Source organism: Candidatus Methylacidiphilum fumarolicum (genome assembly GCF_949774925.1).
In the GTDB taxonomy this organism is placed as follows: domain Bacteria; phylum Verrucomicrobiota; class Verrucomicrobiia; order Methylacidiphilales; family Methylacidiphilaceae; genus Methylacidiphilum; species Methylacidiphilum fumarolicum.
Genome location: NZ_OX458932.1, coordinates 1,603,377 through 1,629,100, shown reverse-complemented (window position 1 = coordinate 1,629,100; position 25,724 = coordinate 1,603,377). Strand labels below are relative to the sequence as shown.

Annotated in this window: 12 protein-coding genes and 2 pseudogenes; 10 read left to right on the top strand and 4 right to left on the bottom strand. The window is 43.2% G+C overall.

Going from position 1 to position 25,724, the window contains the following annotated elements; translation table 11 throughout:
- Positions 1 to 7: 7 nt before the first annotated feature.
- Together QOL44_RS07465 and QOL44_RS07460 are read left to right on the top strand one after the other, a co-directional pair.
- A complete protein-coding gene (locus QOL44_RS07465; RefSeq protein ID WP_009058438.1) occupies positions 8 to 1,120 on the top strand; it encodes an FtsZ/tubulin family protein in 1,113 nt (370 codons plus the stop codon).
- A gap of 17 nt (positions 1,121 to 1,137) precedes the next feature.
- Positions 1,138 to 2,283: a substrate-binding domain-containing protein gene (locus QOL44_RS07460; protein WP_009058439.1), complete on the top strand. Its 1,146-nt coding sequence runs from the start codon at positions 1,138 to 1,140 to the stop codon at positions 2,281 to 2,283.
- On the opposite strand, the gene QOL44_RS07455 is transcribed toward QOL44_RS07460, so the two are convergent.
- Together QOL44_RS07455 and QOL44_RS07450 are read right to left on the bottom strand one after the other, a co-directional pair.
- Entirely contained in the window at positions 2,270 to 4,123 is a 1,854-nt protein-coding gene (locus QOL44_RS07455) for an ABC transporter ATP-binding protein (protein ID WP_009058441.1), read from the bottom strand. The genes QOL44_RS07460 and QOL44_RS07455 overlap by 14 nt on opposite strands.
- Positions 4,123 to 6,654 (bottom strand): glycosyltransferase, encoded by a 2,532-nt coding sequence (locus QOL44_RS07450; RefSeq protein WP_045086868.1) that lies wholly within the window; start codon positions 6,652 to 6,654, stop codon positions 4,123 to 4,125. The genes QOL44_RS07455 and QOL44_RS07450 overlap by 1 nt, the downstream gene beginning before the upstream one ends.
- A 109-nt stretch (positions 6,655 to 6,763) precedes the next feature.
- On the opposite strand from QOL44_RS07450, the gene QOL44_RS07445 reads away from it, so the two are divergent.
- Positions 6,764 to 7,660, top strand: coding sequence for a phosphoribosylaminoimidazolesuccinocarboxamide synthase (locus QOL44_RS07445; RefSeq protein ID WP_009058446.1), 897 nt, complete (start codon positions 6,764 to 6,766; stop codon positions 7,658 to 7,660).
- Here the strand turns inward: QOL44_RS07445 and QOL44_RS07440 are convergent.
- Positions 7,650 to 8,732 carry an HD domain-containing protein gene (locus QOL44_RS07440; protein ID WP_009058447.1) on the bottom strand — a complete coding sequence of 361 codons (1,083 nt, stop codon included), beginning with the start codon at positions 8,730 to 8,732 and terminating at the stop codon, positions 7,650 to 7,652. The two genes, QOL44_RS07445 and QOL44_RS07440, sit on opposite strands and share 11 nt — an antisense overlap.
- 166 nt (positions 8,733 to 8,898) lie before the next feature.
- Here QOL44_RS07440 and QOL44_RS07435 point away from each other — a divergent pair, with 166 nt between their 5' ends.
- The 5 genes from QOL44_RS07435 (at position 8,899) to QOL44_RS07415 (ending at position 18,293) form a co-directional block, all read left to right on the top strand.
- Positions 8,899 to 10,437, top strand: coding sequence for a TolC family protein (locus QOL44_RS07435; protein ID WP_228343192.1), 1,539 nt, complete (start codon positions 8,899 to 8,901; stop codon positions 10,435 to 10,437).
- Between the two features lie 99 nt (positions 10,438 to 10,536).
- The gene (locus tag QOL44_RS07430; RefSeq protein WP_134372997.1) at positions 10,537 to 11,133 is read left to right on the top strand and encodes an RNA polymerase sigma factor; all 597 of its coding nucleotides are present in this window, start codon (positions 10,537 to 10,539) and stop codon (positions 11,131 to 11,133) included.
- A gap of 64 nt (positions 11,134 to 11,197) precedes the next feature.
- Positions 11,198 to 11,704, top strand: coding sequence for a hypothetical protein (locus tag QOL44_RS07425; RefSeq protein ID WP_009058454.1), 507 nt, complete (start codon positions 11,198 to 11,200; stop codon positions 11,702 to 11,704).
- Between the two features lie 106 nt (positions 11,705 to 11,810).
- Positions 11,811 to 15,002 carry an efflux RND transporter permease subunit gene (locus QOL44_RS07420; RefSeq protein ID WP_009058455.1) on the top strand — a complete coding sequence of 1,064 codons (3,192 nt, stop codon included), beginning with the start codon at positions 11,811 to 11,813 and terminating at the stop codon, positions 15,000 to 15,002.
- 36 nt (positions 15,003 to 15,038) lie between these two features.
- Positions 15,039 to 18,293, top strand: coding sequence for an efflux RND transporter permease subunit (locus QOL44_RS07415; protein WP_009058456.1), 3,255 nt, complete (start codon positions 15,039 to 15,041; stop codon positions 18,291 to 18,293).
- Positions 18,294 to 18,671: 378 nt separating this feature from the next.
- On the opposite strand, the pseudogene QOL44_RS07405 reads toward QOL44_RS07415, so the two are convergent.
- Positions 18,672 to 20,379: pseudogene (locus tag QOL44_RS07405) on the bottom strand (IS1634 family transposase).
- A 785-nt stretch (positions 20,380 to 21,164) separates the two neighbouring features.
- Between QOL44_RS07405 and QOL44_RS07400 the strand changes: the two are divergent.
- Complete coding sequence (locus QOL44_RS07400; protein ID WP_045086563.1) at positions 21,165 to 23,867, top strand: TonB-dependent receptor; 2,703 nt, start codon at positions 21,165 to 21,167, stop codon at positions 23,865 to 23,867.
- A gap of 139 nt (positions 23,868 to 24,006) precedes the next feature.
- Positions 24,007 to 25,627 (top strand): annotated as a pseudogene (locus tag QOL44_RS07395) (IS1634 family transposase).
- The last annotated feature ends 97 nt before the right edge of the window (positions 25,628 to 25,724 follow it).

The following is a 25,724-nucleotide window of genomic DNA, read 5'->3' as shown; positions in this document are numbered from 1 at the left end:
GGTTCTTTTGACGAAAAATGTCGTTGTTGGGATAGGGAGAGCAGGGATTAACTTACTGGACGAATGGATCTTAGCTGAAGAGCCTAGTGGGCTCTTATATGCCTTGGATGCTGATTTTTCGACTGTAGAAGGAAGCCTTGCTGAAAGAAGAATGCTACTTGGCAAAGAGGCGACAAAGGGGTTAGGAACTTGTGGGGATTTGGAATTGGCATTGAAGATTTTTGAGGAAGAAGAACCGAGAATTGAACAGATATTGGAGGACTGTGAGCATTTGTTAGTTTTATCTGGGCTTGGAGGGGCTATGGGCAGCGCAGGGCTCCAATTTTTTTCTAAAAAAGCCGCCGAAAGAGTCAAAACTCTCAGTTCTATAGCTTTTCTTCCGTTTCATTCTGAGGCCTTTTTGCGTCGAGATACTGCAAGAAAAACAGTGCAAGAACTTTTAGAATTTCCTCATCAGTTCATTTTTTTCTCTAACGAAAAAGCAAAGGGAGTTTTTGGTCCAGCAGACGATCCCTTTCGGGTGTATAGAAATCTTAATAAAAAAGTAAGCTCAATCATTTCCTGTTGGTACCGCTTAACCCAAGCGGCTACAGAAGAAGCTCCTTTTGATAGCATCAATTTTCCTTCCCTTCTCTTTGTCGAAGACTTTTATAGTTTTTCCTTACGAGGTGTAGAGAAACTACCGGATAAGATACAACCTTATTTGCAGCCGGCTAGGGATGTCGATATAGAACAGAATAAGAAGGTGGCCTGGGTTTGTTTTTTTCTTTCTCCTACGAAAACTGAGGAAGATCTACGAAGCCTTTTTAAGGCCGAAGAAAGCTTGTTCGACCGTTTCTATTTGAGTATTATTAGAGAAGATACGGGTGCTAGAGAGGAGGGGGTTGTTCTTATTGGTAATGCTGCTGGAGAAAAGTTTATTGAAACCGAGGTAGAAAAACAACTCGAAAGGACCGATACCGACCTTGCCGATGATAAAAACTCTACACAACCTGCCGATGGTCTTCAAAAAGAGAGTATTTCTACTGGTATTTTTACCAAAGGCTATAAAACGGTCCATAAAGGAGTTAATTTGGATCTGCCTGCTTTTTTAAGAAAAGGGATCTCTATTAAAATTTAAAAACTAACTCCTGGCGCATGCATAGAAAAATGGCTTTAAAAGATTCTCTCATTAATAATCCTCTTCGGTTGACAAGGATTGGCAAAGGCCTATCCCAAAAGGAACTTGCTTCAAAAATTGGAGTAAGTCGCCAAACCATTCATGCGATGGAAAATGGGCGCTATGTACCTAATACGGCCGTTGCTCTTAGGTTGGCTCGAGTTTTAGGGAAAAGTGTCGAGTTTCTTTTTCCTTATAGCCCGGATTTTATAGATGCCGATTGCATTGTTGGGGTCGATCAGCAAAATACGTACGCTGAAAAAAGTCCGGACAGATTGGTTGTGGGAGAGGTGAGAGGAAAGAAGATTGCATGGCCTTCTGCCAGTCTAGAGTTAAATCTTGGGTATGTTGAAGCGAATGCTTTTCGTGCAAGTTCTGAAGGGAATTGTCGACAACTGAGACTTCTTTGCCCATATTCAGAAATAGAAAAACAAATTTTTTTGGTTGGGTGTGATCCCGCTCTTGGAATGCTCTCCAGTCGTCTTGCTAGGTATTCTGACTTTAAGCTATGGTGGTTTAGACAACCAAGTCTTAAAGCTTTAAGTTCTCTGCAATTGGGATTTGCTCATGTTGGTGGTTTCCATTTTCCTAAGGAGCATCCAAAAAACAATATCGCAAGTGGTACCGAAGCATTGGCCAAGACAGGAGGCTTGATTTTTGCTTTTAGTAAGTGGGAAGAAGGGTTCGTGGTTAAACCTGGCAATCCGTTGAACATTCGGCAAGTAGAAGATCTCCTTAGAAAAAATATTCGTTTTGTCAATAGAGAAGATGGCTCTGGAACCAGAATATTGCTTGATAGCTTGCTAAACAAAGCGGGGATCCAACCCCATCAAATTAACGGATATCCTATCGAGCTACCTACTGCTTTGGATGTTGCAAAGGCTGTTGGGTATGGATTTGCCGATGTTGGTTTAAGTTCGAGGGCTTGTGCGGAAATTACTTCCTTGGATTTTGTTCCTCTCTATGAGATGGAATTTTGGTTAGCTATACCTCATGACTTAATTTTGCAGCCTGCGGTAGAAAAATTTCTGGATTTTCTCAAATCTGGGGATCTTAAAGATGATTTAGCCTTGTTACCTGGTTATAGTTTTGAGGCTTTAGGGAAAATAGTCAAAGAGGTTTGAGATCAGTAGAAGGTGAGAAAAAATTGCCCGCTTTCCACAGGTGATAGAAGACCCCTTTTTTGTTTAATAGTTCTTTACCGCTTCCTTCTTCGCAGATTTTCCCATCCACTATCACAAGAATGCGTTCCCAAGAATGAATGATGTGTAGCCTATGGGTAACGAAGAGGGTGGTCTTATTTTTCATAAGGTGTAGTAAAGAAGACATAAGTTCTAATTCCGTTTTTAAATCTAAGGAGCTGGTTGGTTCGTCTAAAAGAAGGATTGGAGAATTTCTTAAAAAAGCTCTGGCTAAACCTATTCTTTGTCTTTGTCCCCCACTGAGAAGTGCCCCTTTTTCTCCTACAATCGTATCATATCCCTTAGGCAGTTGGGTAATGAATGAATCGACTGAAGCTTCTTTTGCTGCCTGGATGATTTGATCGTGACTCGATCCCTCTTTTCCGAATTTGATGTTTTCTTCGACGGTCGTATTGAATAGAATGGTATCTTGTAAGACTAGAGAAATATGTTGGCGTAATGATTTTTTGGTAAGGCTTCGTAGGTCGATACCGTCGATAGTGATCGCGCCTTCGATAGGATCATAAAACCTACAGAGTAAGGAAAGAATGGTTGTTTTTCCGGATCCTGTGGGACCTACAATAGCAACGCGTTCTCCAGGATTGATAGTGAAACTTATATTTTTGAGAACAGGCTTTCCTGGATGATACTCGAAAGAGACGTTTCTAAATTCTATTTTACCTTGTGGGGACTTCAAAACGATTCCATTAGAAGGCTCTGAAACTTCATTAGGAATCTCAAAGAGTTCGAAAATTCTTTTCATACTACTTGTGGCACTTTCCAAAGCCCAAGAGGTGTAACTGAGCTGTTCCATCGGTTGGTATAAGGAAGCCAGATAACTTAGAAAAATCCATAATTGCCCAATAGATAATCTTCCTTTCCAGACTTCATTCGTCCCTATGAAAAGGATCAGGGCTGTTCCGAAGGCTGTGGTCATTGTTATAAGAAGGGAAGAGAGATTGCTAGTCTGCAGGTATTCAAAGTTGGCGTTCAGACTGTTCCAAGCGGCTTTTTCAAAAGATGCGATCGATTCTTCTTCTTTAGAGAAAGCTTGAATCAACCGCATCGAAGAAATTCTTTCTGAGGTCTCTGCCAAAAGATTACTTTCCTGTTCTTGGACTCGGGTACTTTTTTCCCTGATTTTAGCAGTATTGGCTGAGATAATTGCCCATAACAAAGGTGCGATGCCCAGGGCTGTTGTGGCTAGATATAGATTAAGCTTCAGCATCACAAATAATGTACCGATGAGAAGGAGAGAAGAACTAAAGATAGTGCTAAATCCCCTGATCAACATGGTCAGTATTGATTGGCTGTCATAGGCAATTCGATAGACTATGTCCCCACTTTTGGTCGATTCGTGGAAACGCAATGGAAGATATTGAAGGATGGAGAAAGTATCAGTTCTTAATTTCAGAAGGGCCGATAGCCCTATGCGATAGAGTAAAGAGTTGATTAGAAGGGTTAATTGGCTATGGATCAAATAAATTAGAAATAAGGCTGCGCAGCCAATAAAAGCAGTGGTCATAAGATTGTGCTTATAACCATGGGGGAGGTGATTGATGGTTTTTAGCAGCACGTCGTCAATGAGCCATTTCACTGGCCAAGGTCTTAGTATATTCAGCCCCACAGAAAGAATAATCAAAAATGCGCAGAGAAGGAGTTTTGGAATGAAAGGTTGATAGTAAGGCAACGTATGCTTATAAATGGCAAAGGAATCAAAAAGAGCAGGTATAAAAGAAAGTTTCTTGAGTCGATGCGTTGTTGGTTGTGTCGCCTTCTTCATTAGATTTTTGTCAAAAGGGCTTCTTTGGCAGCTTGATCGATTAAAGCCATAAGTTTAATGAACATCCTTCTTTGTTTGATTCTCAAGTAAAAAGAAAGAAGGGCTAGCAGAGGTAGTGTAGCCAAAAGCGAAATCTGTCCTACTCCAACCCATAGAAAGCATGTAGTAAGCAGCATAACAAAGAAGATTAATTTGTGTAGGGATGTTGGTTTAGCATCCAATTTAATTTTTATAATCCTCTCATTTCGAGGATAGATTTCAGTCAGACTAAGCAGAGGGCAGTCCCAGAAGTTGTCTGCATAGAGAAAAATATCCCAACTGTCCCAACCAGAATCTAAGGCATATCTGCAAGCTTTTTCATCGAGTTTTTCTATAATCTTTTTTAAAAGGCTAATTCTATCTTGGCCTGTTTTGGACCAATAAGAGAGGATAAGAGGCCTCTGTATTGTGAATATCATAGGGATCAGAGAGGTGCTGTTCCCTGGAAAAGCTAATGGCAGCTTCCGAGAAAAAAACCAGCGTTTATGTCTTGTAATGCCCCTAACAATGGGTTGGATAACGACAAGGGAAAAAAGCAAAAGTTTAGAAGTAAATCTCAATTTTTTAGGATCTGCTTTCAGTTGGGCAATATAGCTTAAGGCCGACCAAAGAGAAGGAAGGAAAGGAAGAAAGAACCACAATCTAGTTTTTTCAATAGTAAAAAAAAGCAGAGAAAGAAAAGAAGCAGCCATCATATACTCGAAACTTCTTGTAAGAGTAACCCAATAATTTTCTTTTCCAGGGTATAAAAATTGAAACAATCCGGTTCCAAAAACACCTTGATAGATGGAAGATTTTCTCAAAGAGAAAAGATTAAAATTTTGTTCATATATTTGCCCCTTCCAGATCGCACTGCCCAACGCTCCGAAGTAATGGGGATGTTTAAAACGAAGAAGCGCTTCGGCTTCCCCATAACCTATTTGCTGTTTGAGATATTCTTTGATTGTAAATCTTCTATAATGCCAAACGATTGCCGAAGGATTAAATCCGATTTGGTATCCATTAAATAAGATTCTCCAGCAAAAATCCACATCGTCTCCAGCTTTTCGAAAAATAGGATCAAAATATCCTACTTTCTCAAATATCCATTTCCAAAAGGCCATATTACAGCCAGGAATATGTTCTGCAGAACTATCTGTCAGCAGTACATGACTGGGCGAGCCAGGTGCTAGGGATATAATTGCCTGTATAAGACCTTTGGGGATAGGAGAATAGTTAGGTCCTCCACAGGCTACGTATTGCTTATCAAGCAGTGTCTTGACAAGAAAATATAGCCAATCGGGATCGGCCATACAGTCAGAATCTGTAAAAACAACAATTTCTCCAGAAGCTCTTTTAATGCCTTCGTTTCTGGCGACTCCTAACCCTTTGTTGGCTTGATGAATGGCAATAACTTCAGGAAATTTTTTGAGTATCTCCTGGGTATGATCCGTTGAGCCATCGTCGACCACTATAATTTCATAGTCTGGATATTGAAGAGCTCTCAATGAGGAAAGACAATCAGAAAGAGTATTGGCTCCATTGTAACTGCAAACGACCACAGAGACTTTCGGAGTACGTTCCAAAGGAAATCTTTGGCAAAGGGGAAGGTGGGGTCCTTGGAAAAGTTTGCTAATAATCCAATAACTTTTTTTGGGTTCTCGATTTTTGGTTACCAATCCAAAAGCCCAATCTTCTATTTCCATCCCTCCGGTAAACCATTCATCTGTCCAGCTGAATATGATCGTTCCAGCTAAGCCTGATTGGAAAACAATCCGAATATGTTCTCCAAGTAGCCATGCTTGATTGTCCTGTCCATGCCTTAAGGAATCCATGCCAAACTCACTTAGAATGAGCGGTTTTTCACCTGCTAGATTTTGCAGTTTGTACAAATAGGCTTCCAAGTCTTTGGGGTTGTGCAAATAAACATTGAAACTATAAAAATCTACAGGATATGGTTGGAAGTATTCCGTTGGGGGAAAATTGGCATAGCTGACAAGAGCTTCCCCATCAGTATTTTTAATAAGGAGAAGCAGATCAGAAATGAGTTTTTCAATTTTTTTTCTTCCATAAAAACGAATACAGTCTGGTGGCAGTTCGTTGTCGACAAAATAACCTAATAGGGCTTGATGTCCCACATACTCTTTTACTTTCTGTAGTATCCATTGCTTAAAAGCATTAAATGACTTGGAATCGGAAAAATAGAGGTATCTTTCTGTCCAAGGAATAGAAACTAAAATTTTTAGCCCATATTCTTCTGCTAGATCTAACAACCAGCTAGGAGGAAAATGATAGGTCCTAATCGTATTTATTCCCGCCTTCTGCATGAGAAGAAAATCATTTCTGACTTCTTCAGCTAGAGGAAAATATGAATTTGTCGAATCCCTTGGTCGAAAGGGGCCATAATTAACTCCTTGGAGGTAGAATTTTTTCCCTTTGTTGTAAAAAAATTTGGAATGAATTTTTATTCTTTGAGAAAATAGTTGAGACTCAGAAGGAGCTGACGTTGTCACAGCAAAATGTAAGGGCAAAAGTTTAATTTTAAGCAGTCTGAAAAGAAAGAAAATTACATTCTTTAAAAAAGTATTATAGCTTAAAGAATAAAAGGATTTAAATAAAAAGATGGAAGCAAAGCAAGATTTGGAACGAATCGGTCTTCGAAAAATAAGAAGCGGGAAAGTGAGAGATCTCTATTGCTGGAAAGAAGAACTTTGGATGGTGACCACTGATAGAGTGTCTGCCTTTGATTGCATCCTACCAGAAGTCATTCCAACAAAGGGAATTATTATTAATCAAATAGCTCTGGGTTGGTTCGAACAAACCTCTTTGCTTTTCCCCAATGCGCTATTAAGTGAGGAACTTCCCCCTGAAGTGAACCTGCCAGAATGGAATGGTAGGCTGATGCGAATGCTTCCTTGCGATCCATTTCCGATGGAATTTATCGCCAGAGGTTATCTAGTGGGTAGCGGTTGGAAAGAATATCTTGAAAAAGGGACAGTAGGCGGCTACCGACTTCCTCCTCATTTGACTTTTGGCAGTCCATTGCCTGAGCCTTTATTTAGTCCTACAACAAAGGCTAAAGAAGGACATGATGAGGCTCTTGATATAGAATCAGCCAAGAAAATCCTAGGAGATAATTACGACGTTTTAAAAAATATTACCCTAGATCTCTATCTTTTTGGGAAAAAATATGCCTATCAAAAAGGCTTGATTCTTGTGGATACAAAATTTGAGTTCGGCAGAAGAGACGAAAAACTCTATTTGATTGATGAAATGCTTACTCCGGACAGTTCTCGGTTTTGGTTAGTCGAAGATTATGAAAAACACAAAGGAAATTCTACCCATTACGATAAACAGATTATACGCATCTACCTAGAACAATCGAAATGGAACAAGCAGCCACCCCCACCCCATCTCAGTCAAGAAATTATAGAAGAAACACAAAAGCGGTATAAAGAAGTCCTTTCAAGACTTTTTCCAGAACGACTTAAAAAGCTAGAAGCCTCCCTTAATCAATAAGGTTTTCTGGTGAGGTCTCCTCGGTCTGTTCTAAGGGCATTGGGTTAGGTGTATACTTGCCTAAGGGAGCAATAGGATAGCCTTCTAGAGGAGGCCTTCTTTCAAAGATTCCAGGAACGACTTCTTTTCCCTCTTCATAAGCGCAACGAAACATCTCTAATTTTGCATCCAGATTATCGAGGATATGGAGAATCCAAGCCTCTGGAGTTCTTGGGGTCACAGGTGAGCCATATTCTCTAAGACCGTGATGGGCAACGATTAAGTGAAGGAGATGGACTCGGACCAGATCCGAAGGGGGAATCAACGCTCTGTGAAATTCCTCCCTATGTTGCAGGCTTCTCCATAAGGAGTTGACAATTTCTACCCCTATTGGGATATGTCCAATGAGTTCGGCTGTTTTGCTTCTTTTCATGACAAATCCCTGTTCTTGAAAATCGTTTTCCCAGAGTTTTCCACAATCATGGAAAAGGATCCCCGCTTTGATAAGGTCCCAGTTGTACCCAGGATAAGCTGCCATCAATCCTTCGGCAGCTTGGATCATTTGGCATACATGTCTGAGCAAGCCACCACGGAAATTATGATGGTATTCTCTAGCAGCTGCTGCCCTTTTTAATCTTTCTCCATAGTCGATTAGAAATTGGGAACATAAGCGACAAAGGCGAGGATCTGCTATGGAATCTATTTTTTTTTGAAGCAATTCCCAATCCGCTTGAATTTCAGCATTTTGGTTTTGTTCAAGAAGTTCTTGTATTTCTTCTTGGCTTAAAACCCTCAGCGTATGGACAATCGCTTGCAAACCATAAGAGCTATTGCGAAAAGTCGCTGAAAATTCGACAAAGGCGTTCTTGGGCAGTGTTAAAAAAGAAGCATAGGCTTTTGATTCCTGCCATATTTTAATTTTTTTGTTTCCTGAATGGTCTGCTATTTCTATATCCAGGAAAAAAGAACCATTTCGGGTAGTAGATTCTTTTGTTGATACTAGTTGGCAGCGAATATTCCCACTTAAACTTTCAATTTGTCCTATTCTTTCAGAAAGTTCGCTAAGGCTCTTTATTTTTTCTTCCGTCTGCATCGGATCTCAAAACTCGATTTTGATAGTAAAATTATATTTTAAAAAGAAAAAAAACGGTACTTTTCTATTTAATTGAATTTTTAGAAAAACGGAGATAAAAAAAGGGAAAAAAAACAAAATTTTTGGATAAAGTTTAGTTTTCTTTGTTATAAAAAGGGCAATGGTCATGGTTGTATTAATTGTCCTTTGGTTCTTCCTCAGTCCACTAATCCTATCATTAGCTGAAGAAAAGCTTCAGGCGGTGGAAGCGCAAGTTTCTGCAATGGAAGAAGGCAAACCACCGCCAAGAGCACTGCCTCCTATTAGTCAACCTGTTCCGGGTAGAATTGCTCCTTCCTATACCCCTCCTCTTGAGGAATTGCTGAAAGCTGTTTCTCCGATTGCTCACAAACTAACCGATAAAACAGCACTAGACCTTTTTCAATGTTTCCAACTTGCAGCCGCAAGGTGGAATCAGCTAAAGATAGACTATCAGGGTATGATTGCTCAGCAGGCTGTCGTATCCCAGACGCTTGCTCAATTTTATCCTCAAGTCTCTTTCTTAAATGAACAAAGTTTTCAAAATAGTGTTGGCTTTGCTCCAACCTTAGGGGGAATAGCCTTTGGAGTAGCACCAAGTACTTACTTTTCCTTAAATTCCCTCAGTGGTACATGGACTATTTTCAACAGTTTCCAGAATGTCAACCGGCTTAATGCGGCTAGGGCGACTGCCGCTTACTCCGCTTATCATATGGAAAGGGATTATCAACTTCTCTATGCTAATCTAGCTTCAGCTTTCTATAGTGCTTTGATGTACGAGGGGAGTATCGCCATATTGAACGATCAGATTGATATTCTGCAGGCTCTAGTCAATGAATTAGAGTATAGACAAAAAATTGGAAGATCGAGGCCAGCCGATGTGTTCCAAACACAAACAAATTTAGCGGCAACCGTAGCTCAAAGAGAAAATTACAAAGGTTTCTATAATCAGTTTCTGGCCCTCCTTACCTATTATCTGGGGATTCCACCTGAAAAAATAAACATAAAAGACACCCAAAGCCTGCCTTCAACAAAGAACTTAGAAGAGTATCTTGCCCAGGTTGGTTCTAGGCCCGATGTATTGGCTCAAGTCCAACTGCTACGTGCTCAAAAAGCTGGACTGGCTGTTGCCAGAGGTATGCTTGGTCCCACCATCTCTGTTAACGGCTTTTATCTGTTGACTCATGACCCACCTGTCCCAAATGTCTGGAATGTCAACGTGATCACTTCGATGCCCATCTTCAATGGCGGTCTATATACCTCAACGATCAGACAACAAGAAGCCCTTGTGCATCAAGTGCAATTGCAATTGGAAGATTTGAAAAGGCAAGCGGATGAAAATGTGCGTATTTCCTTTGCTCTCTTTAATGCCGCAATCAGTCAAGTGGTACAATTGAGAGAGGAAACAGAGGTGGGGGCCCTTTATTACGCTGCCCAGAGAGATGATTTTCAAAGAGGAGTAGCCGCTTTGCTGGATGTTCTTGTTGCTTTAAATACCTATCAAACAGCCAGACTCAATCTATTTCAAGCCGAAATGGGGGCGAGGATGCAATTGGTTAACCTCTTTGTGGCTGCAGGCACAGTACCTAGGAATCCAGAAGGATCTGCGATGCCAGTTCAAAAAATTATCAAAACGCAACCTGCAGAACTCCAGCCAATCGATCCTTCTCAAATGTTATCAAGGTAAGGGCTTTGGGGTGATTCAAAATTTTTTACTTGTGCGGAGCGCTGAGCCTTTTTAAGATGATAAAACGATTGTCTAGAGGAGGACAAGTAATGACCTGTAATGGAGAAAAATATGGAATATAGCGATTCTGAATTGATGGCAATGACGGCAAAGGGGGATGATGGAGCCTATGGTCTTCTTGTACAAAGACATTATCAAGCGATTTATGGAGCCGCACTGAAAATGTTAAAAGATAAGTTTCTAGCCGAAGAAATAACTCAGAAAGTTTTTCTTCAAGCCTATAGAGCCGCAGGTCGCTATGAACCAAGGGCAAAACTAAGGACCTGGTTATACACGATCTTACGAAGATTGGTTCTCAATCAATTTCGAAAAAAGGAGATCCAATCTTCCCCTCTTGTGACGGAAAATGGCGAAGATAAAGATATAGCTACCTATCAGTCGGCAATGTCTCCTTTGGACCAGCTCGTTAAGCAAGAGCAAATGGAATGGATAGAAAAGATCATCGATGGCTTACCTCCAAGACAACGATTAGCAGTCATATTGAAAAGCTATGAGGACCTTTCTTATGATGAAATAGCAAGGATTCTTGGGGTGAGTATTCCAGCCACAAAATCCCTACTTTTTAGAGCAAGAGAAACCTTAAGAGTGGCTTTTCAAAAATGGGAAGCAAGCAGCAGCAGCAATAGAAAAGACTGAGGAAAGCAAAAACTTTTTCCAGAAAATCTGGTTTTCCTATATAATAGATTGAACAGAAGGAAGCATGGCTTTTGAGTATCAGAGAATTAAAATTTATTTTTCGATTCTTTTTGGCCTTTTGTTTTTTTCTGTAGCCACCTCTAGTATGGCTCGAGGGGGGGGAGGGAGAGGAGGGTTTGGACATACAAGAGGACTGAAGCTACCCCATCCAACAACTGAAAAGATAAAACTTTATCGCTCAGCATCCACAACAAAAGCGGCTAATCCTCTCTTCCCTTCTTATAAAAGTTACCCTGCAGGCCTCCATGGAATCCGTCATCTCCGAGAATCGGTTTTCCCTAGTTATACGAAATTTACCTCTGGCCAATTTCTACAAGGCAATAGGCCTGGTTCGGCAACAATAATGATTTCTACCAGCTATTTGGGTTCGACATATATTGGACTAGGACGATTTGGTCCAACCTCTGGAATAAGCTATTCAAAAACAAAAAATGAATTTGTTCCTGCTACGGGGATTACTGTACCTCCTTTTGTTTCAGCTTTGGCCACAGGTTCTCAACCACCTCGATAGCTATTTTTTCCCACTAAAGACAAAACACGCTATATTTTCAAATAAACAAATTTGTTTATGGATGGATTCTGATGTCTTAGAGATAAAACGATAAATTGATCTTTTTATGACCCTTTCTGATCTTTCCATTCGCAGGCCTGTATTTGCGTGGATGTTGATGATTGGGTTAATTTTTTTTGGTATTGTTGCTCTTTTTAGATTAGGAATTAGTCAGCTTCCTGAGATCGATTTCCCGATTATTACTATAAACCTGCAATGGAATGGGGCTTCTCCCGAAATTCTTGAAACAGAACTTGTCGATCCCATTGAACAAGCAGTGATTTCGGCACAAGGGCTTAAAGGGATAAGTTCCTATATTCAATTGGGGCAGGCATCCATCATCTTAGAGTTTGAACTTGGCAGGAACATCGATTCAGCCTTGACCGAAGTACAATCGAAGATAAGCTCGGTCAAATTACCAATGGATCCAACTCAGCAGGTGGGCATGCAACAGGTCCCTACTCCTGTTCCACAACCAATTCTTGTCAAAGATAATCCTGAAGAGCAGCCTATTTTATTGGTTGGAGTCTTTGGAGAGCACAAGACTCTTCATGATCTTGTCACTTTTGTGGATCTTGTGCTGCATGACGAGTTACAAATTGTTCCAGGTGTTGGTCAGATTGTCTTAGCTGGGTATAATGTCAGAAATTTAAGAATTTGGGCGGATAGTAAAAAGTTGGCGCAGTACCAATTGACCGTTCAAGATCTTCAAACGGCGATCATGCAGGAACACGTGGAAGTGGCTGCAGGGGATCTTGAAAACCCACATAAGCAATTCAATGTGAGAGCCATGGGTGAAGGACTAAGTCCTGAAGAAGTAGGCAATATTCAAATTAAAAAAAGGGGCTCAGAACTCATTTATAGATCGAACATACGGATAAAGGATGTAGCAAAGGTAGAGGACGGATTGGATGATATTCGACGCATTGCGGCTAGCAATGGACAGACTATTATTGGTGTCGGTATAAAAAAGCAACCCGGAGCAAATTCCGTGGAAGTGGCTCGATTGGTCAAAAAAAAGTTATCGGAAATTCAACCCTTTCTTCCAAAAGGAATCCATCTCAGCGTAGTCTATGATAGAACAAAACATATAGAAGATTCGATTAAGGAAACCTTATTTACCCTTGGGCTTTCAGCTGTTATCACCAGCTTGGTCTGTTATCTGTTCCTCGGAAGCTGGACTGCCACCCTTAATGTGTTGCTTTCTATACCCACTTCTGTTCTTGGAACCTTTATTGTCATTTACTTTTTAGGTTTTACTTTGAATTTCTTTACTCTCCTTGGCCTTTCCTTGGCCATTGGGATTATTGTCGATGACGCGATCATGGTTCTTGAAAATATCTATAGGCATCGGGATATGAAAAAGACAAGGGTGATGGCAGCCAGAGATGGGGCTAGAGAAATCACCTTTGCTGCTATGGCTGCTACTGTGGCTATTATCGCCATTTTTCTTCCTGTTGCTTTTATGAAGGGGGTCATAGGCAAGTATTTTTATCAATTTGGTCTTACGATTTCGGCTGCAGTAGCCCTCTCGCTGTTGGAAGCCATCACCCTAACACCTATGCGCTGTTCCCAAATTATGGATGACTCTTACCAAAGAAAAGGCTTAGCCTATATCGTCGATTACTCCTTCAAAAGTCTTGCCAAAGTGTATAAGTATCTTTTGAAGTTTTGTATCTTTTATCCCTGGCTTGTGATCCTGGGAGCTTTAAGTGTTTTTCTTTATTCGTTGAAGCTTTTCAGTTTTCTACCTCAGGAACTGATTCCCACTCAAGACGAATCTTCTTTCATTATTCGGATTCAAACCCCGGTAGGCTCGTCGATTTACTATACCGAAGAAAAGCTCAAAGAATGTGAAAAACTCATTCTTTCGCATCAAGAAGTCGAGAAAGTCTTTGGCGAAGTCGGAGGAATGATTCAAAGGACAGGAGCGACTGATGGGAATCTTGTAGACAGCGAAGTCAATGTTGGAACTATTTATGTCACCTTAAAAGATAAAAAAGAAAGGGTACTTTCTCAAAGGATTTTGATGGACACCTTAAGAGAAGAATTAAATAAGCTTAAGGATCTTCGGGCTACCCCACAAGATCTTTCCATTCGAGGATTTACCACTGGGAGGGGATTTCCTATCGAATTAACTATTCGTGGGGAAGACTACAAAGTGCTGGAAAAAATAGTACAGGAAGACATCGAAGAAATGAAAAAAAGCGGCTATTTTGTTGATCTGGACACAGACTTTAGAGATGGAATGCCTGAAGTCAGAGTCTATCCCGATAGGTTTGCAGCAAATGCTTGTTCGATTCCCATTCAGAACATTGCTAATACAGTAGCGATCGCCATTGGAGGCATCGCCCAAGGACAATTCACTAATGGAGAAAGACGGTATGATATCCGGATAAGGTTACGGGGCGATGAAAGAGTAGGACCAGAAGATATCGCCCGGTTGGGGATCCGAACCAATACCAATGAGTTCATGCCCATAACTTCCGTAGCTAAGCTTCAGACTGTCCAAACCTATCAAACACTGACAAGAAAAATGCGAGAAAGAGCAATTACTATCTTTGCGAATGTTGCTTCTGGAAAATCCCAGGCTCAAGCCTTGGTAGTGGCTAAAAAGATATGCAGCAAAAATCTTCCCAAAGGCTATAGACTTTTTCTGAGTGGTGGAGCTGCCTCCTTCGAGGAAACATTCCAAAGCCTTGTCTTCGCTATTTGGGTTGGCGTTGTCATCGCCTACATGGTTTTAGCCTCCCAGTTTAACAGTTTTGTCCATCCTTTTTCTGTGCTCCTTGCCTTACCATTTAGTTTGAGTGGGGCTCTGTTGGCTCTATGGTTTACTCACCAATCCATCAACCTTTACAGTATGATTGGCCTTGTTTTGTTAATGGGTATTGCCAAGAAAAATTCGATTCTTTTGGTTGAGTTTACAAATCAGCTTAGGTATAAAGGGCTCTCTATTAAAGAGGCCATATTAGAAGCGGCCCCAATTCGGCTGAGACCTATCCTTATGACTTCGATGGCGACGATTGCTGCCGCCATCCCTCCGGCTCTTGCCTTAGGCCCTGGGGCTGAAAGCCGTATCCCCATGGCGATTACCTTACTTGGCGGCATTGCTGTCTCAACGGTATTTACGTTGTTTGTTGTGCCTGCAGCTTATCTTTTACTTTCTCGTTTTGAAAAGTCTAGGCCCTTTTTGATCCAGCCTCAGACTGCTCCTGTTGGAAAAGAAGAAGAAAGTTTAGTAGAGAAAAAGGATTAAGCCTATTGACTGTGATTTTGTAAGCAAAGAGGAATCATGAGCTTTCCAGAATTTGCGATTCGCCGACCTGTAGCAGCTTGGATGCTTATGGCAGCATTGGTCTTTTTTGGGCTACTCTCTCTTTTTTCTCTTGGGATAAGTAGATTTCCAGATGTCACTTATCCCGTGATTACCGTAGTCACCCAGTGGCCTGGGGCAGCACCAGAAGTCATGGAATCTGAGATTGTTGATCCTTTGGAAAATGTACTTGTATCTGTCCAAGGAATCAAAGACATCGAATCGACTATGCTTCCAGGGATAGCCAATATTAAATTAGAATTTTATATCGATAAAAATATCGATGCAGCCTTACAGGAAGTTAATGCTAAGGTCCGAAGCGTTCGTCTTCCCACCGATGTTAATCCGCCCCAAATTTTTAAAATCAATCAGGATGATAGTCCAATCCTTTGGCTTGCTGTCACATGGGATAGACCTCTTAAAGACCTTGTTCGATATGTTGATAAGTATATCCGGGATCGGTTTATGCTTGTTCATGGCATAGGCGATATTCAACTTGGGGGCTGGGCGGACAGGAATTTGAGAATATGGTTGGATAGAAAAAGACTTAATCAATTGCAGATTTCTCCCACCGACATTCGTGACATGCTTCAGGCAGAAAATATTGAGCTTGGAGCAGGTTATTTGGAAAGCAAAACCAATGAAATCAATGTGAGGATTATGGGAGAAGCTAGATCAGAATACGAAATGCAGTCTTTAGCATTGAACCATAGGGCTGCGGGAGCTAGTGGCATTCCTATCACCGGGATTGGTGGCAGTCAGGGAGGGGGAATGGGGGTTACAGGTGCTGGAAGCAATCAGTTTTTAACCAATCCAGCAATGACAAGTGCAGCATCAAATTTGCTTTCCAATACGCGGGGAGCTTCTTCCGTTTATATTCCTTTATCAACGGTGGCTTCCGTTGAAGATGGGATTATGGATCTTACCCGGCTTTCTCGTAGTGATGGCCAACCGGCCATCGGCTTGGGTATTCAGAAGCTTAGGGGGTTTAATGAAATTGCTGTGGCTAAAGAAGTTAAAGAACTTGTCAAAGAGCTTAAAAAAGATCTGCCCGCAGGGATGGCAATCGGACCGCGTTTTGATTCTTCGGTGTATACTCAGGAAGCCGTTCATGAAACAGAATTTACTCTTTTACTAACTATATTTTTTACTGCTTCTGTCTGTTTGCTTTTTCTTGGTTCTTTTCGGACAACATTAAATGTTCTCTTTTCCATTCCTATTTCAATTCTAGGTAGTTTTATTTTTTTCAAATTCCTGGGATACACACTTAATTTTTTTACGCTTTTGGCTTTGTCTCTTGCTGTTGGGATTGTTGTCGATGATTCCATTATGGTGTTGGAGAACATCACAAGACATAAAAATTTAGGGAAAGACCCGCAGACTGCAGCTCTGGATGGAGCCAATGAGGTGTCGTTTGCTGCTCTTGCTGCTACTCTCTCGATCGTTGCGGTTTTTTGTCCAATTCTTTTTGTAGGTGGAGTGGTCGGAAAATTTTTGTCTCAGTTTGGTGTGGCTTTAAGTGTAGCTGTTCTCATTTCGCTTTTAGAGGCCTTGACGCTTGCGCCAATGCGTGTGGCTGAATTTTTAAATGTAGGGAAAGAAGAAAAAAAGAATTATTTCGAAGTTTGGCTTGACAGGGTTTTTTGGAAATTTGCTCGAATCTATAGAAATCTCTTAAAGCTTGCCCTTCAAAAAAGATGGTTAGTGGTGAGCGTTTCTTTTTTGATATTTTTCTTCTCCCTTCGGCTCTTTCCCGCTCTCCATAAGGAACTCTCTCCTTCCGAAGACATGGGTATAGCTTTAATCCGGATTGAAACTCCTGTTGGTTCTTCTCTGGCACATACCGGTGAAAGAGTCCGCTTTCTTGAAGAGTATCTTAAAAAACAACCTTATGTGGCCCATGTCTTCAGCAGTATAGGCGGGTATAGTGGAGGACAAGTTAACTTTGGGGCTCTATTTATTACTCTTACTCCAAGAAAAGAAAGGAAGCTGCGGCTTCAAGAGATCCTTAAAATCTGGAGAAAAGAATTCAAAAAAGCTGTCTATCAAGATCTACATATAAAAATCATTGATATTAGCCAGAGTGCTTTTAGCTCTAAGAGAGGGACTAATATCGAGTTGAGCCTGTTGGGCTCCGAGTATTCCGTTTTGAAAGAGGTATCTCAAAAAATTCTAAACGAGCTCGATAAAAGTGGAATGTATACAGATCTGGATACAGATTACCGGGAGGGAATGCCAGAAGTGCAGATCATACCGGATAGGGACAAATGTGCACTAGCCAATATTTCGATGCAGCAGCTGGTTGATTCTGTCCGCTATTCCATTGGTGGTGCCAGGCAGGGAATGTATACCAATGAAGAAGACATTCGTAGGTATGATATCCGAATCCGATTCATCCCTGAACAGTGGCGAGAGCCAAAAGATATTGAAGCTATACCGCTTTGGAGCAATTATGGAGGAGAGCCTATCCATCTTAAGGATGTCGCTAGCCTGCGAGTCGTCCCCAAACTCATGAACATGACAAGGGAAAATAGGCGTCGGGTGATCACTCTTTTTGCCAATGTGAAACCCGAATATAGCCAGGCTAAAGCCCTCGACTATGCGATGGAGATTTGCAGAAAACTCCTGCCTCCTACCTATTCTGTCCAGCCAGCGGGTGCTTCTCAAACAGCCAAAGAAACCTTTAGCGCTTTCCCCTATGCGTTAGGCTTTGGGCTCATCCTTGCTTATATGGTTCTAGGTATCCAGTTTAATAGTTTCCTTTTCCCTTTGATCATTCTCTGTGCCATTCCCTTTTCGATCTCTGGAGCCATCCTTTCCCTTTATATTTCAAAGCTTTCCTTGAATCTTTACAGTGGAATAGGGCTTATTCTCCTCATGGGCTTAGCTATGAAAAATTCGATTCTACTGGTCGAATTTATTAACAAAAAGAGGTTCGAAGATGGTTTAGATACTTCTGCAGCAATTCTTGAAGCTGCTTTCATTCGGCTAAGGCCAATTCTTATGACTTCGCTAGCAACAATTTCTTCAGCGATACCTGCCGCTCTTGGGCTTGGCCCTGGGGCAGAAGTCAGGGTGCCTCTTGTGATGGTAGTTATTGGAGGCATCGTTGTTTCTACTTCTTTTTCCTTGTTTGTGGTTCCTTGTATTTATAGTCTTGCAGCAAAGATTGGTGGCAAACCACCGGTGGATTTAGAAGAATGGCCCGAAGCCCAAAAAGTAGCTTCCTTATGAGCTTCTTTTTTCACTGCTTATCTATCCTTAACAATTGATTTCAAAGGCAAATAGAAGATTAGAAAAGAGTGTTTTGGCTCGTAACAAAAGGAATAGAAGCAGGCAAGAGCCAGCAGGCGAATCGTCGTTGCGGTTTGCTTGCTTTGTCTGCCGCAAGACCTATTTTTCTCCTCTGTGATCGAAAGCTCAGGCATCTGCTGCTGATCAGTCAATTGGTAGCCTTCTCTGGCTTATGGAGTGTAAGCCTTGCGTTAGTAAGCTGAATGTAGTAGTCAATCTGAGGAATTTAGATGGGAGTTCTACGCTCTGGAACTATCCCATGTTTTGTGAAATTTTCGTAAGTTATTGATTATCAATGGTCCTTTTTTCAATGTGTCACTATGTGGGGGTTTTAGAGGTTCTTCTTTTGGGTTTCCAAGGCTCTAAGGAGCTGATTTTCAGGGCGGAAAGGATCTGTCGCGCCTGTCGGTTTCCTGCCGTGACCCCGCGGTGTTTGGTGCCTCCAACCTCTGCCTCGACGACGTGGACGGTCCGGAGGTGAGTCCAGGCCTCTTCGGTGGAAAAGGGAAGCTTGGCAAGCTTTAGCTTTTTCTCCAGGAGTCGGTCAAGCAAGAAGGCCAAGGCGGCAACAAAGACATGGGCCTGGAGCGGCTCTCGGATCATGGTGATAGATCGGACGCATCTCTAGGACATCCTTTAGCTTCCGAAAGGCCCGTTCCACTTGGCTAAGCTCCTTGTAGGCACCTACGGCCTCTACCGCGGAGAGATGTTTTTCTTCTGTCAAAATGAGGTACTTGCCTTCCAAAAGCTTCTCCTCTTCCAAGGGCTCTTGAGAAAACTCGAAGCGACCGGAAGAAAGACTCCAGCGGAAGTAGCGATGCCCATGATGGAGCGAGAGGATGCGCCCGGCAGCAGCCCCGATTTTCTCAGGATCTCGAAGCTCACCTTTTTCCACCCGCTTCGCCAGCTTCTCCAGCTCTTCCCGAATCTTCGAGACCGCTGCCTCCCGCATCGCTTGCTCGTAGGCGAGCCGCTCGGCACTCTCCATCACAAAGATCCGCTGCCCCGGAAGACGTCCCGGAACTTCGCAAACCCGGTCGTTACTTCCCGGAGCACAAGGCTGCCAGCAGCCCGCTTGCGCCTGGCAAAGATACTCTAGGACCTCCGGGCTTCTCCGCCGCCGAAGTCCCACCAAAAACCCATGGCCCTGACTCCAGAGAAAACCCAAGTTGGCCGTGCTCACCATTCCCCGGTCCCCCACAAAAACCACCCGCCGAAGCCCAAAACGCTTCTCTAAATCCTCCACCACCCTCTGTACCGTCTCTCCATCCTTGAGATTGCCTCGAAACACATGGTGAGCAATCGGCCAACCATTCACCATCACCACCCCCAAAAGAATCTGCCGATTGCCTTCCCGTCGGTCCCGACTGTACCCAAATTGAGCTAGCTCCTCTGGCCCTTCCCCTTCGAAATAGGTGGAAGTCAAGTCGTAGAAGACCCTCTCAGGCTGGAGGGAAAAAAGATCTCGCAGCCGGCTAAAAAGCCCCTCTTCCAGCTCTTCCTTCCGTTGAATCAGCTCATCCAGCGTCCGATACCAAGGCCAAAGAAAGCGATGGTCCACCCGCACCCGACCATTTTCCTTCCATATCGGCAGAATCCGTTCCCCCCTCCGATCGGCTACATAATCCGTCTCTAACCACTGGGCTAAGGCATGTTCGCTTCCCGGACAAATCAGCCGATGAGCCACCAAAACAAACGCTCTCTCCTCAAGAGAAACAGCTTGCGGCCTCTTACCAGATGCCTCCAAAAGCTCCGGAAACCCTAACTCCTCCCAAAGCAACCTCGCCACCAAGGTCGGCCCCCAAACTGCCGCCGATTTTGCCTCCCAGCTTCCCGTCGTCTTCGGCGGCTCTCCTCTCAGAAGCTCCACAAGCCGGTCCACATGCGGAGCCAAAAGTTCCTTCCGCCCCAGATTGGCAATCGTCCGCTGCTTAATCTTCCCTCGATCGTAGTAGCTCTCCACCAGCCGGACATACTGGTCCACCTTCCCGCTTGGCCGCCGAATCGGCACGATCCGCAAAAACATGAAGAGACATAATTTCAAAACGCCAACACATGCAAGAATAATCGGATAAAAGCTTGAAAAAAGTTATTCATAATGTAGCACTATGTTTTTTGCAAAAATCGCTTCCTCTCCCCTGGAGCACCCCCAAAATTAGCCCATTTTCACCAAACATGGGCTATATGAGAGGAAGGCTCTTGGTAAAAAATAAAAGAAGCTCATAAAATTGTTTTGTCTGGATTTAGAGAAAGGTTTTGATGTAGTGTGGCCGCTCAATGTTTATTGGTAAGAGAGCTAGTTTTTAGAAAAAAATTTTTCTGCTGCTATCTTGGAATTGGCTGAATCAGCAGCATCTTTGTGCCCATGTGGCCAACAAATACAGTTGGTTGGGTGTGTGGCTTCTAGTTTTAGGAAAATGTCTGCAGGAAAATTCGTCTGAAGGATAAGATCCTGAATCTAAAATTGCTTCTACTTGGAGCTTTCTTTGTGGTTATGTTTCCACTTTTGACTTTAAAATCGAACCTCTTCACATTTGCTTTTAAAAAAGGCATCTTCCTTTCCTCAGTTATCCAAGAACCTCTTTTTTTCTTAACTAAAGACATTAAAATTTATCAATATTTAAAAAATAAAAACCACATATAATTACTTATCTATCTGAATTTCAAAGAGAAGATAAAAGTAAAAATATCATAAAAAAGTCATAAAGTTGCCATAAATAATTTACATAACTGTCACTACCTTTTGTCTTTTTTTTAGGATAAACAAGAAGGCATATTCTAATTGTTTTTCTCTTCGTAAAAGGAGGGAAAATGATAAAAAAGAGGGGAATAATTTGGATAATACTTTTCTTGATGGTCTTATTGTTTACTAACCTCAATCTTTTTGGTCTTGATGATGAGGATGTTACTACTACTAATAATCCGTCATCTGATTCCCAGTACAACGGAGAAAATCATTCTGGGAAGCAAAAATCCAAACAAAATTACATACCAGTTTATAATCAAAGGGAATCGGCTAGCGGCAGGATAACGATGCCAGAGGTGACTGTACAAACAGAGACTCCCCCAAGTGCCGTGGAAACCTTTGGTGCTCCGAATGCAGCGGTTCTTCCAACCGAACAAGGTCCTGTGTCCTCTACTTATGGGATCCCCATGAGCGTAATGGATACACCCAGGCAAGTGACTCCTGTTAATCCTACCATGCTAAAAGCTGCCGGAACGGTTTATCAGGGCTATCTTGATCCCCTGAGCATTTCTCAGATTCTTCCGACAGCTTATTCAGAACTCAACTTGGGGTTTGGATATGCGGTCACTATTCGTGGAAGACAAGCACTTCCCTATATAAATGGAATTGAAATGACTCTTCAAAACGATTCCGCAGCTGGAGTTCCTTTTAGCTGGAATATGGTGGAATCAATGGACATTACCGAAGGACCTGCCAATGCGGTTTTTGGAGCTACACAGCCTACTCCTGGTAGTGTGAACTATATTACCAAACAGCCCTATTTTGACAAGTTTAGAGGATATATATGGGATACCACTGGCATGTACAGCCAATATCTTTGGGGGGCTGATGTTGGAGGTCCAGTCAATGATAAAGTGGCCTGGCGTTTTAGCTATATGGGGCAAGAACAGGGTAGTTATTATAACAACATTTACAACAATCAGCAGAATTTCTATGCGGCAATTGGAGCCAAACCTTACGAGAATTATACCGTCGATTTTTATGCTGATTTTGGGACCTATTCCTTTATGCCACAGTTTGCTGACCAAATCAACAGGCCAACTAATGCCCTCATCGATAACGGACTGTATACAGCTGGAATGCTTCCTCCTGGAGCCCTGGCTGGAACCTTGACCAGTCCATTTTTTGTACCTGTAAACAGAAGGGCTGATATTGTGAATCCTGCAGGCGGGGGCAATGCGATGACTGGAATGCTTCAGCTTATCCAACGGGTAAAGGTTTCAGATAATATTGAGATTGTGAACAATACTTTTGCTTGGTATACGCGTAGCTCCTGGATCGAACCTTCGTTGTATGTGGCTGCTTATCTCTCAGGGGATTATGAAGTGGATAACAGAACAGAAATAAGAGTTAATTTTGACACTCCCTTAGAAGCTGCTGCTCCTGAGAAGGGGTCAAAAGAAATGAAGGAGTATAAAGAAACCTCCAAAAGCGAAGGGGATGAAGAGGTTAAAAAATCCTTTTGGGAGGGGGCAATCGGGGAAATGTTAATGCGGCATAACATTGATGCGGGCATTGAATGGCATTATCAGAGAAACCTTGACTATTTTGGGGATGCTTTTTGGAATGCAGGAAATGTCTGGAGCATGATGACAACCAATCCCTATAGTTGGAACGCAGTCTTTTTAGCTCCCTTTGCAAAAGCTGTTAATAATCCGAAAGGACCTGCGGGTGGGGAATGGCAGATTCCTGGAGCTCCTCCTGGATGGTTTTATGAACCTTTAAATGGCCCTGGTGGAACTACGGATTGTAATTATTGGACGGTCAATCCCTTTTATCAGCATAACATTGATTGGACAAGCAAGTTTAGCCTGCTATTTGGAGCGAGAGCAAATTTTTACTTTGTTGATGCTTCCACGCCTCCTGGACCAGTGGGAGCTCCGTTTGCACACTTTAGCACAGCGGCTTTTGCTCCTCTTGTAAACATAAGCCCGGTCTATAAACCCTTTCCATGGATGACCGCCTATTTTGATTTTAACTGGCTTCAGACTACTAATGCTGCGGTCATTGGAGGATATGCTCCAACGTTCCAACCAAATTCTTTTAGCGAAGTAAACCAGCTGATAGAAGGAGGCGTGAAGTTTAACATTCTTAAAGACAAGATGTATATCACCACTGCTGCTTTTACTCAAAATCAGATCCTCAATAATGTAGGGGTTTTATCTAATGGGGCGCCTATGCCAGCTACCCCTACAAATGTAGAAGGTTTTGAAATAAATGCTTCTTATCAGCCTGATCGCCATTTTTGGGCAAGGTTGGGCTACATTTACATGAGAGCGGTTGAGGAATGGTCGAGTTTTCCTCCAGGACTGCATGGGCCTCCAATGAGGCAGTTGACACCCATACTGCCTTATTATACTGGTGTGCCTATAGCCGGAGGACCATTCGTCAATGGACCCTTTCCTATCTCTGGGGAGATGCCTTCTTCCAATTATCCTTTTATTGGATTTCCTGACCAGTATTTTAGCGGTACAGTAACTTATACCTCTGACGTTGGCCTTGGAGTAACTCTTGGGGCCATAGTAATGAGTGATCAATACTTAAATTATTTCTATAATACAAAAATTCCAACGCAGTTTATATTAAATGCTCAGATCTTTTATACGCAACCTAAGTGGGAGGCAAGGCTTTATCTGTATAACTTTACAGATGAAAAGTACTGGTTACCTTTTGGTCTTGGATCGGCAGGTTCGCGTGCTTTCAATATGAGCAGCATTATTGCTGGTTGGCCATTCTGGATTGAAGGAACAGTTGCCTATAAATTCTAAAACTATCCCATCTTCCGCAAGTTTTTGACCATTTTGTTGATGTATCAATGACTTATGTAAATTCATGTAGGACACAATAGTTTATTATATTTTTATTATTTTTTAGGCATCGTAGTGGAAAAATGTTAGCCTGGTAGGCATTTACTTGCAGGAGGTCCGCACACGCCACAAAGGGAAGATCTATCGATCCTATATTGTCCGAGAGTCCTACCGGGTGGGGAAGCAGGTGAAGACACGCCGGATCGCCAACGTGACCCGGTTGCCGGAAGAAGCTCGGGAAGTGCTGGCGGCGGCCTTGCAAAAGAAGCGTCTTGTCCCTGTAGAGGGGCTCGAAGCCCAGGAGGCACTTGATTATGGAGGATTGGCCGTTCTCGAAGAAGCCTGGGGTCGCTTTGGCCTCGATGAAGTCTTTGCCAGTGTTGGCTCGGAGCGGAAACGAAGGCTTTTGAAGGCGATGATTTTTAGCCGGATTCTCTTTCCTTCCTCGAAGCTGGCGCTTCGGGAGGAAGCGCGGGGGACTCTTCTGGCCAAGGCTTGTGGGCTCGAAGAGAAGGATCTGGATGAGGACGAGCTCTACCGGGCGATGGATGAGTTGAATGGCTGTTGGAGCGGGATTGAGAAGAAGCTTTACCAAGGGAGTCAGCCGCAGGGGGCGAGCCTGGTGCTCTACGATCTATCGAGCGTTTACTTCGAAGGGGAGGGCCCTGAGGGACTGGCGCAATATGGCTATAGTCGGGATCACCGGCAGGATCGGCGCCAAGTTCTTCTGGCGGTAGCTACGGATGGTCGGGGGATTCCGTTCCATGTGGAAGTACTGAGAGGGAATCGGGCGGACCGCACGACCTTGACGGGGCTCTTGGTCACGCTCAGACGGAGGTTTGGGATCCAAGAGGCGACCTTCGTCTTCGACGGGGGGATGAGGAGTTGGTGGAACTTGGAGATCCTGACTGGCATGGAGCTGGAGTACGTGACCCGGTCGACTCGGGCCAAGCTTCAGGAGATTCTCAGTCGTCTGCCCGAAGACCAGCAGCTCTGGCTAACGGACCGGACGCGGGTACTGGAGATCGAACAGGAGGGAGTGCGCTATGTCATTGCGGGAGGAGAATGGCGGGCTCAGCGGGACCGCGAACGGCGACAAAACCGCATTGCCCAAGCAGAAGAGGTGCTCCGCCAGATCACGAAGGCGGCACGCCGGCAGGTGAATCCCGTGAATCTCGGCAGCCGGGTTGGCCGAGCGCTGCAGAGGCTTCAAGCGCACAAATACTTCCAGTACGGCGTCGACGCAGGCGGCCGGTTCTGGTGGAAACTGGATCAGGAGCGGGTCAAGGAAGAAGAGGCGACTGACGGCTGGTATCTCTTGGAGACCAATCTCCCTGCGACCAAGGCTTCGGGCCAGGCGGTGCTCACCCACTATAAGCAGCTGGCTCGAGGTCGAGGCTGCCTTTTCGGAGCTCAAGAGCTACCTGGAAGTCCGTCCCGTCTATCACTGGCGACCGGACCGGGTCCGCAACCATGTAAGGATCTGCTTCCTGGCCTTCTGGATAAGTGCGCGGCTCGGAGCCGAATGGGCGGCCAAGGGCTTTACCGAAGAGGTGCCAAAGGTGCTTCGGCGTCTTCAGACGGTCCGCTTGGTCAACCTCTCTCTAAAAGGACAACCGCTGATCGGGCTCTTCTCTCAGATTCCCCCAGAGTTGAATGCCTTGCTGCAAAAGATCGATCTACTTTCCCTCTTCGCTTCTCCGCCCAAGTGGGCAATGTAGGCAGAACGAAAAATCTATTTCGTTCTGTTGCAATCACTTATGATGTAACGTTGCGGAAGATGGACTAGGATAAAAAGAACTAAAAAAGAACGAATTT

Coding starts and splice junctions, on each gene's coding strand:
- QOL44_RS07460 (WP_009058439.1), top strand. CDS start 1,138: ATGCATAGAAAAATGGCTTTAAAAGATTCTCTCATTAATAATCCTCTT.
- QOL44_RS07455 (WP_009058441.1), bottom strand. CDS start 4,123: ATGAAGAAGGCGACACAACCAACAACGCATCGACTCAAGAAACTTTCT.
- QOL44_RS07445 (WP_009058446.1), top strand. CDS start 6,764: ATGGAAGCAAAGCAAGATTTGGAACGAATCGGTCTTCGAAAAATAAGA.
- QOL44_RS07440 (WP_009058447.1), bottom strand. CDS start 8,732: ATGCAGACGGAAGAAAAAATAAAGAGCCTTAGCGAACTTTCTGAAAGA.
- QOL44_RS07435 (WP_228343192.1), top strand. CDS start 8,899: ATGGTTGTATTAATTGTCCTTTGGTTCTTCCTCAGTCCACTAATCCTA.
- QOL44_RS07430 (WP_134372997.1), top strand. CDS start 10,537: ATGGAGAAAAATATGGAATATAGCGATTCTGAATTGATGGCAATGACG.
- QOL44_RS07425 (WP_009058454.1), top strand. CDS start 11,198: ATGGCTTTTGAGTATCAGAGAATTAAAATTTATTTTTCGATTCTTTTT.
- QOL44_RS07420 (WP_009058455.1), top strand. CDS start 11,811: ATGACCCTTTCTGATCTTTCCATTCGCAGGCCTGTATTTGCGTGGATG.
- QOL44_RS07415 (WP_009058456.1), top strand. CDS start 15,039: ATGAGCTTTCCAGAATTTGCGATTCGCCGACCTGTAGCAGCTTGGATG.
- QOL44_RS07400 (WP_045086563.1), top strand. CDS start 21,165: ATGATAAAAAAGAGGGGAATAATTTGGATAATACTTTTCTTGATGGTC.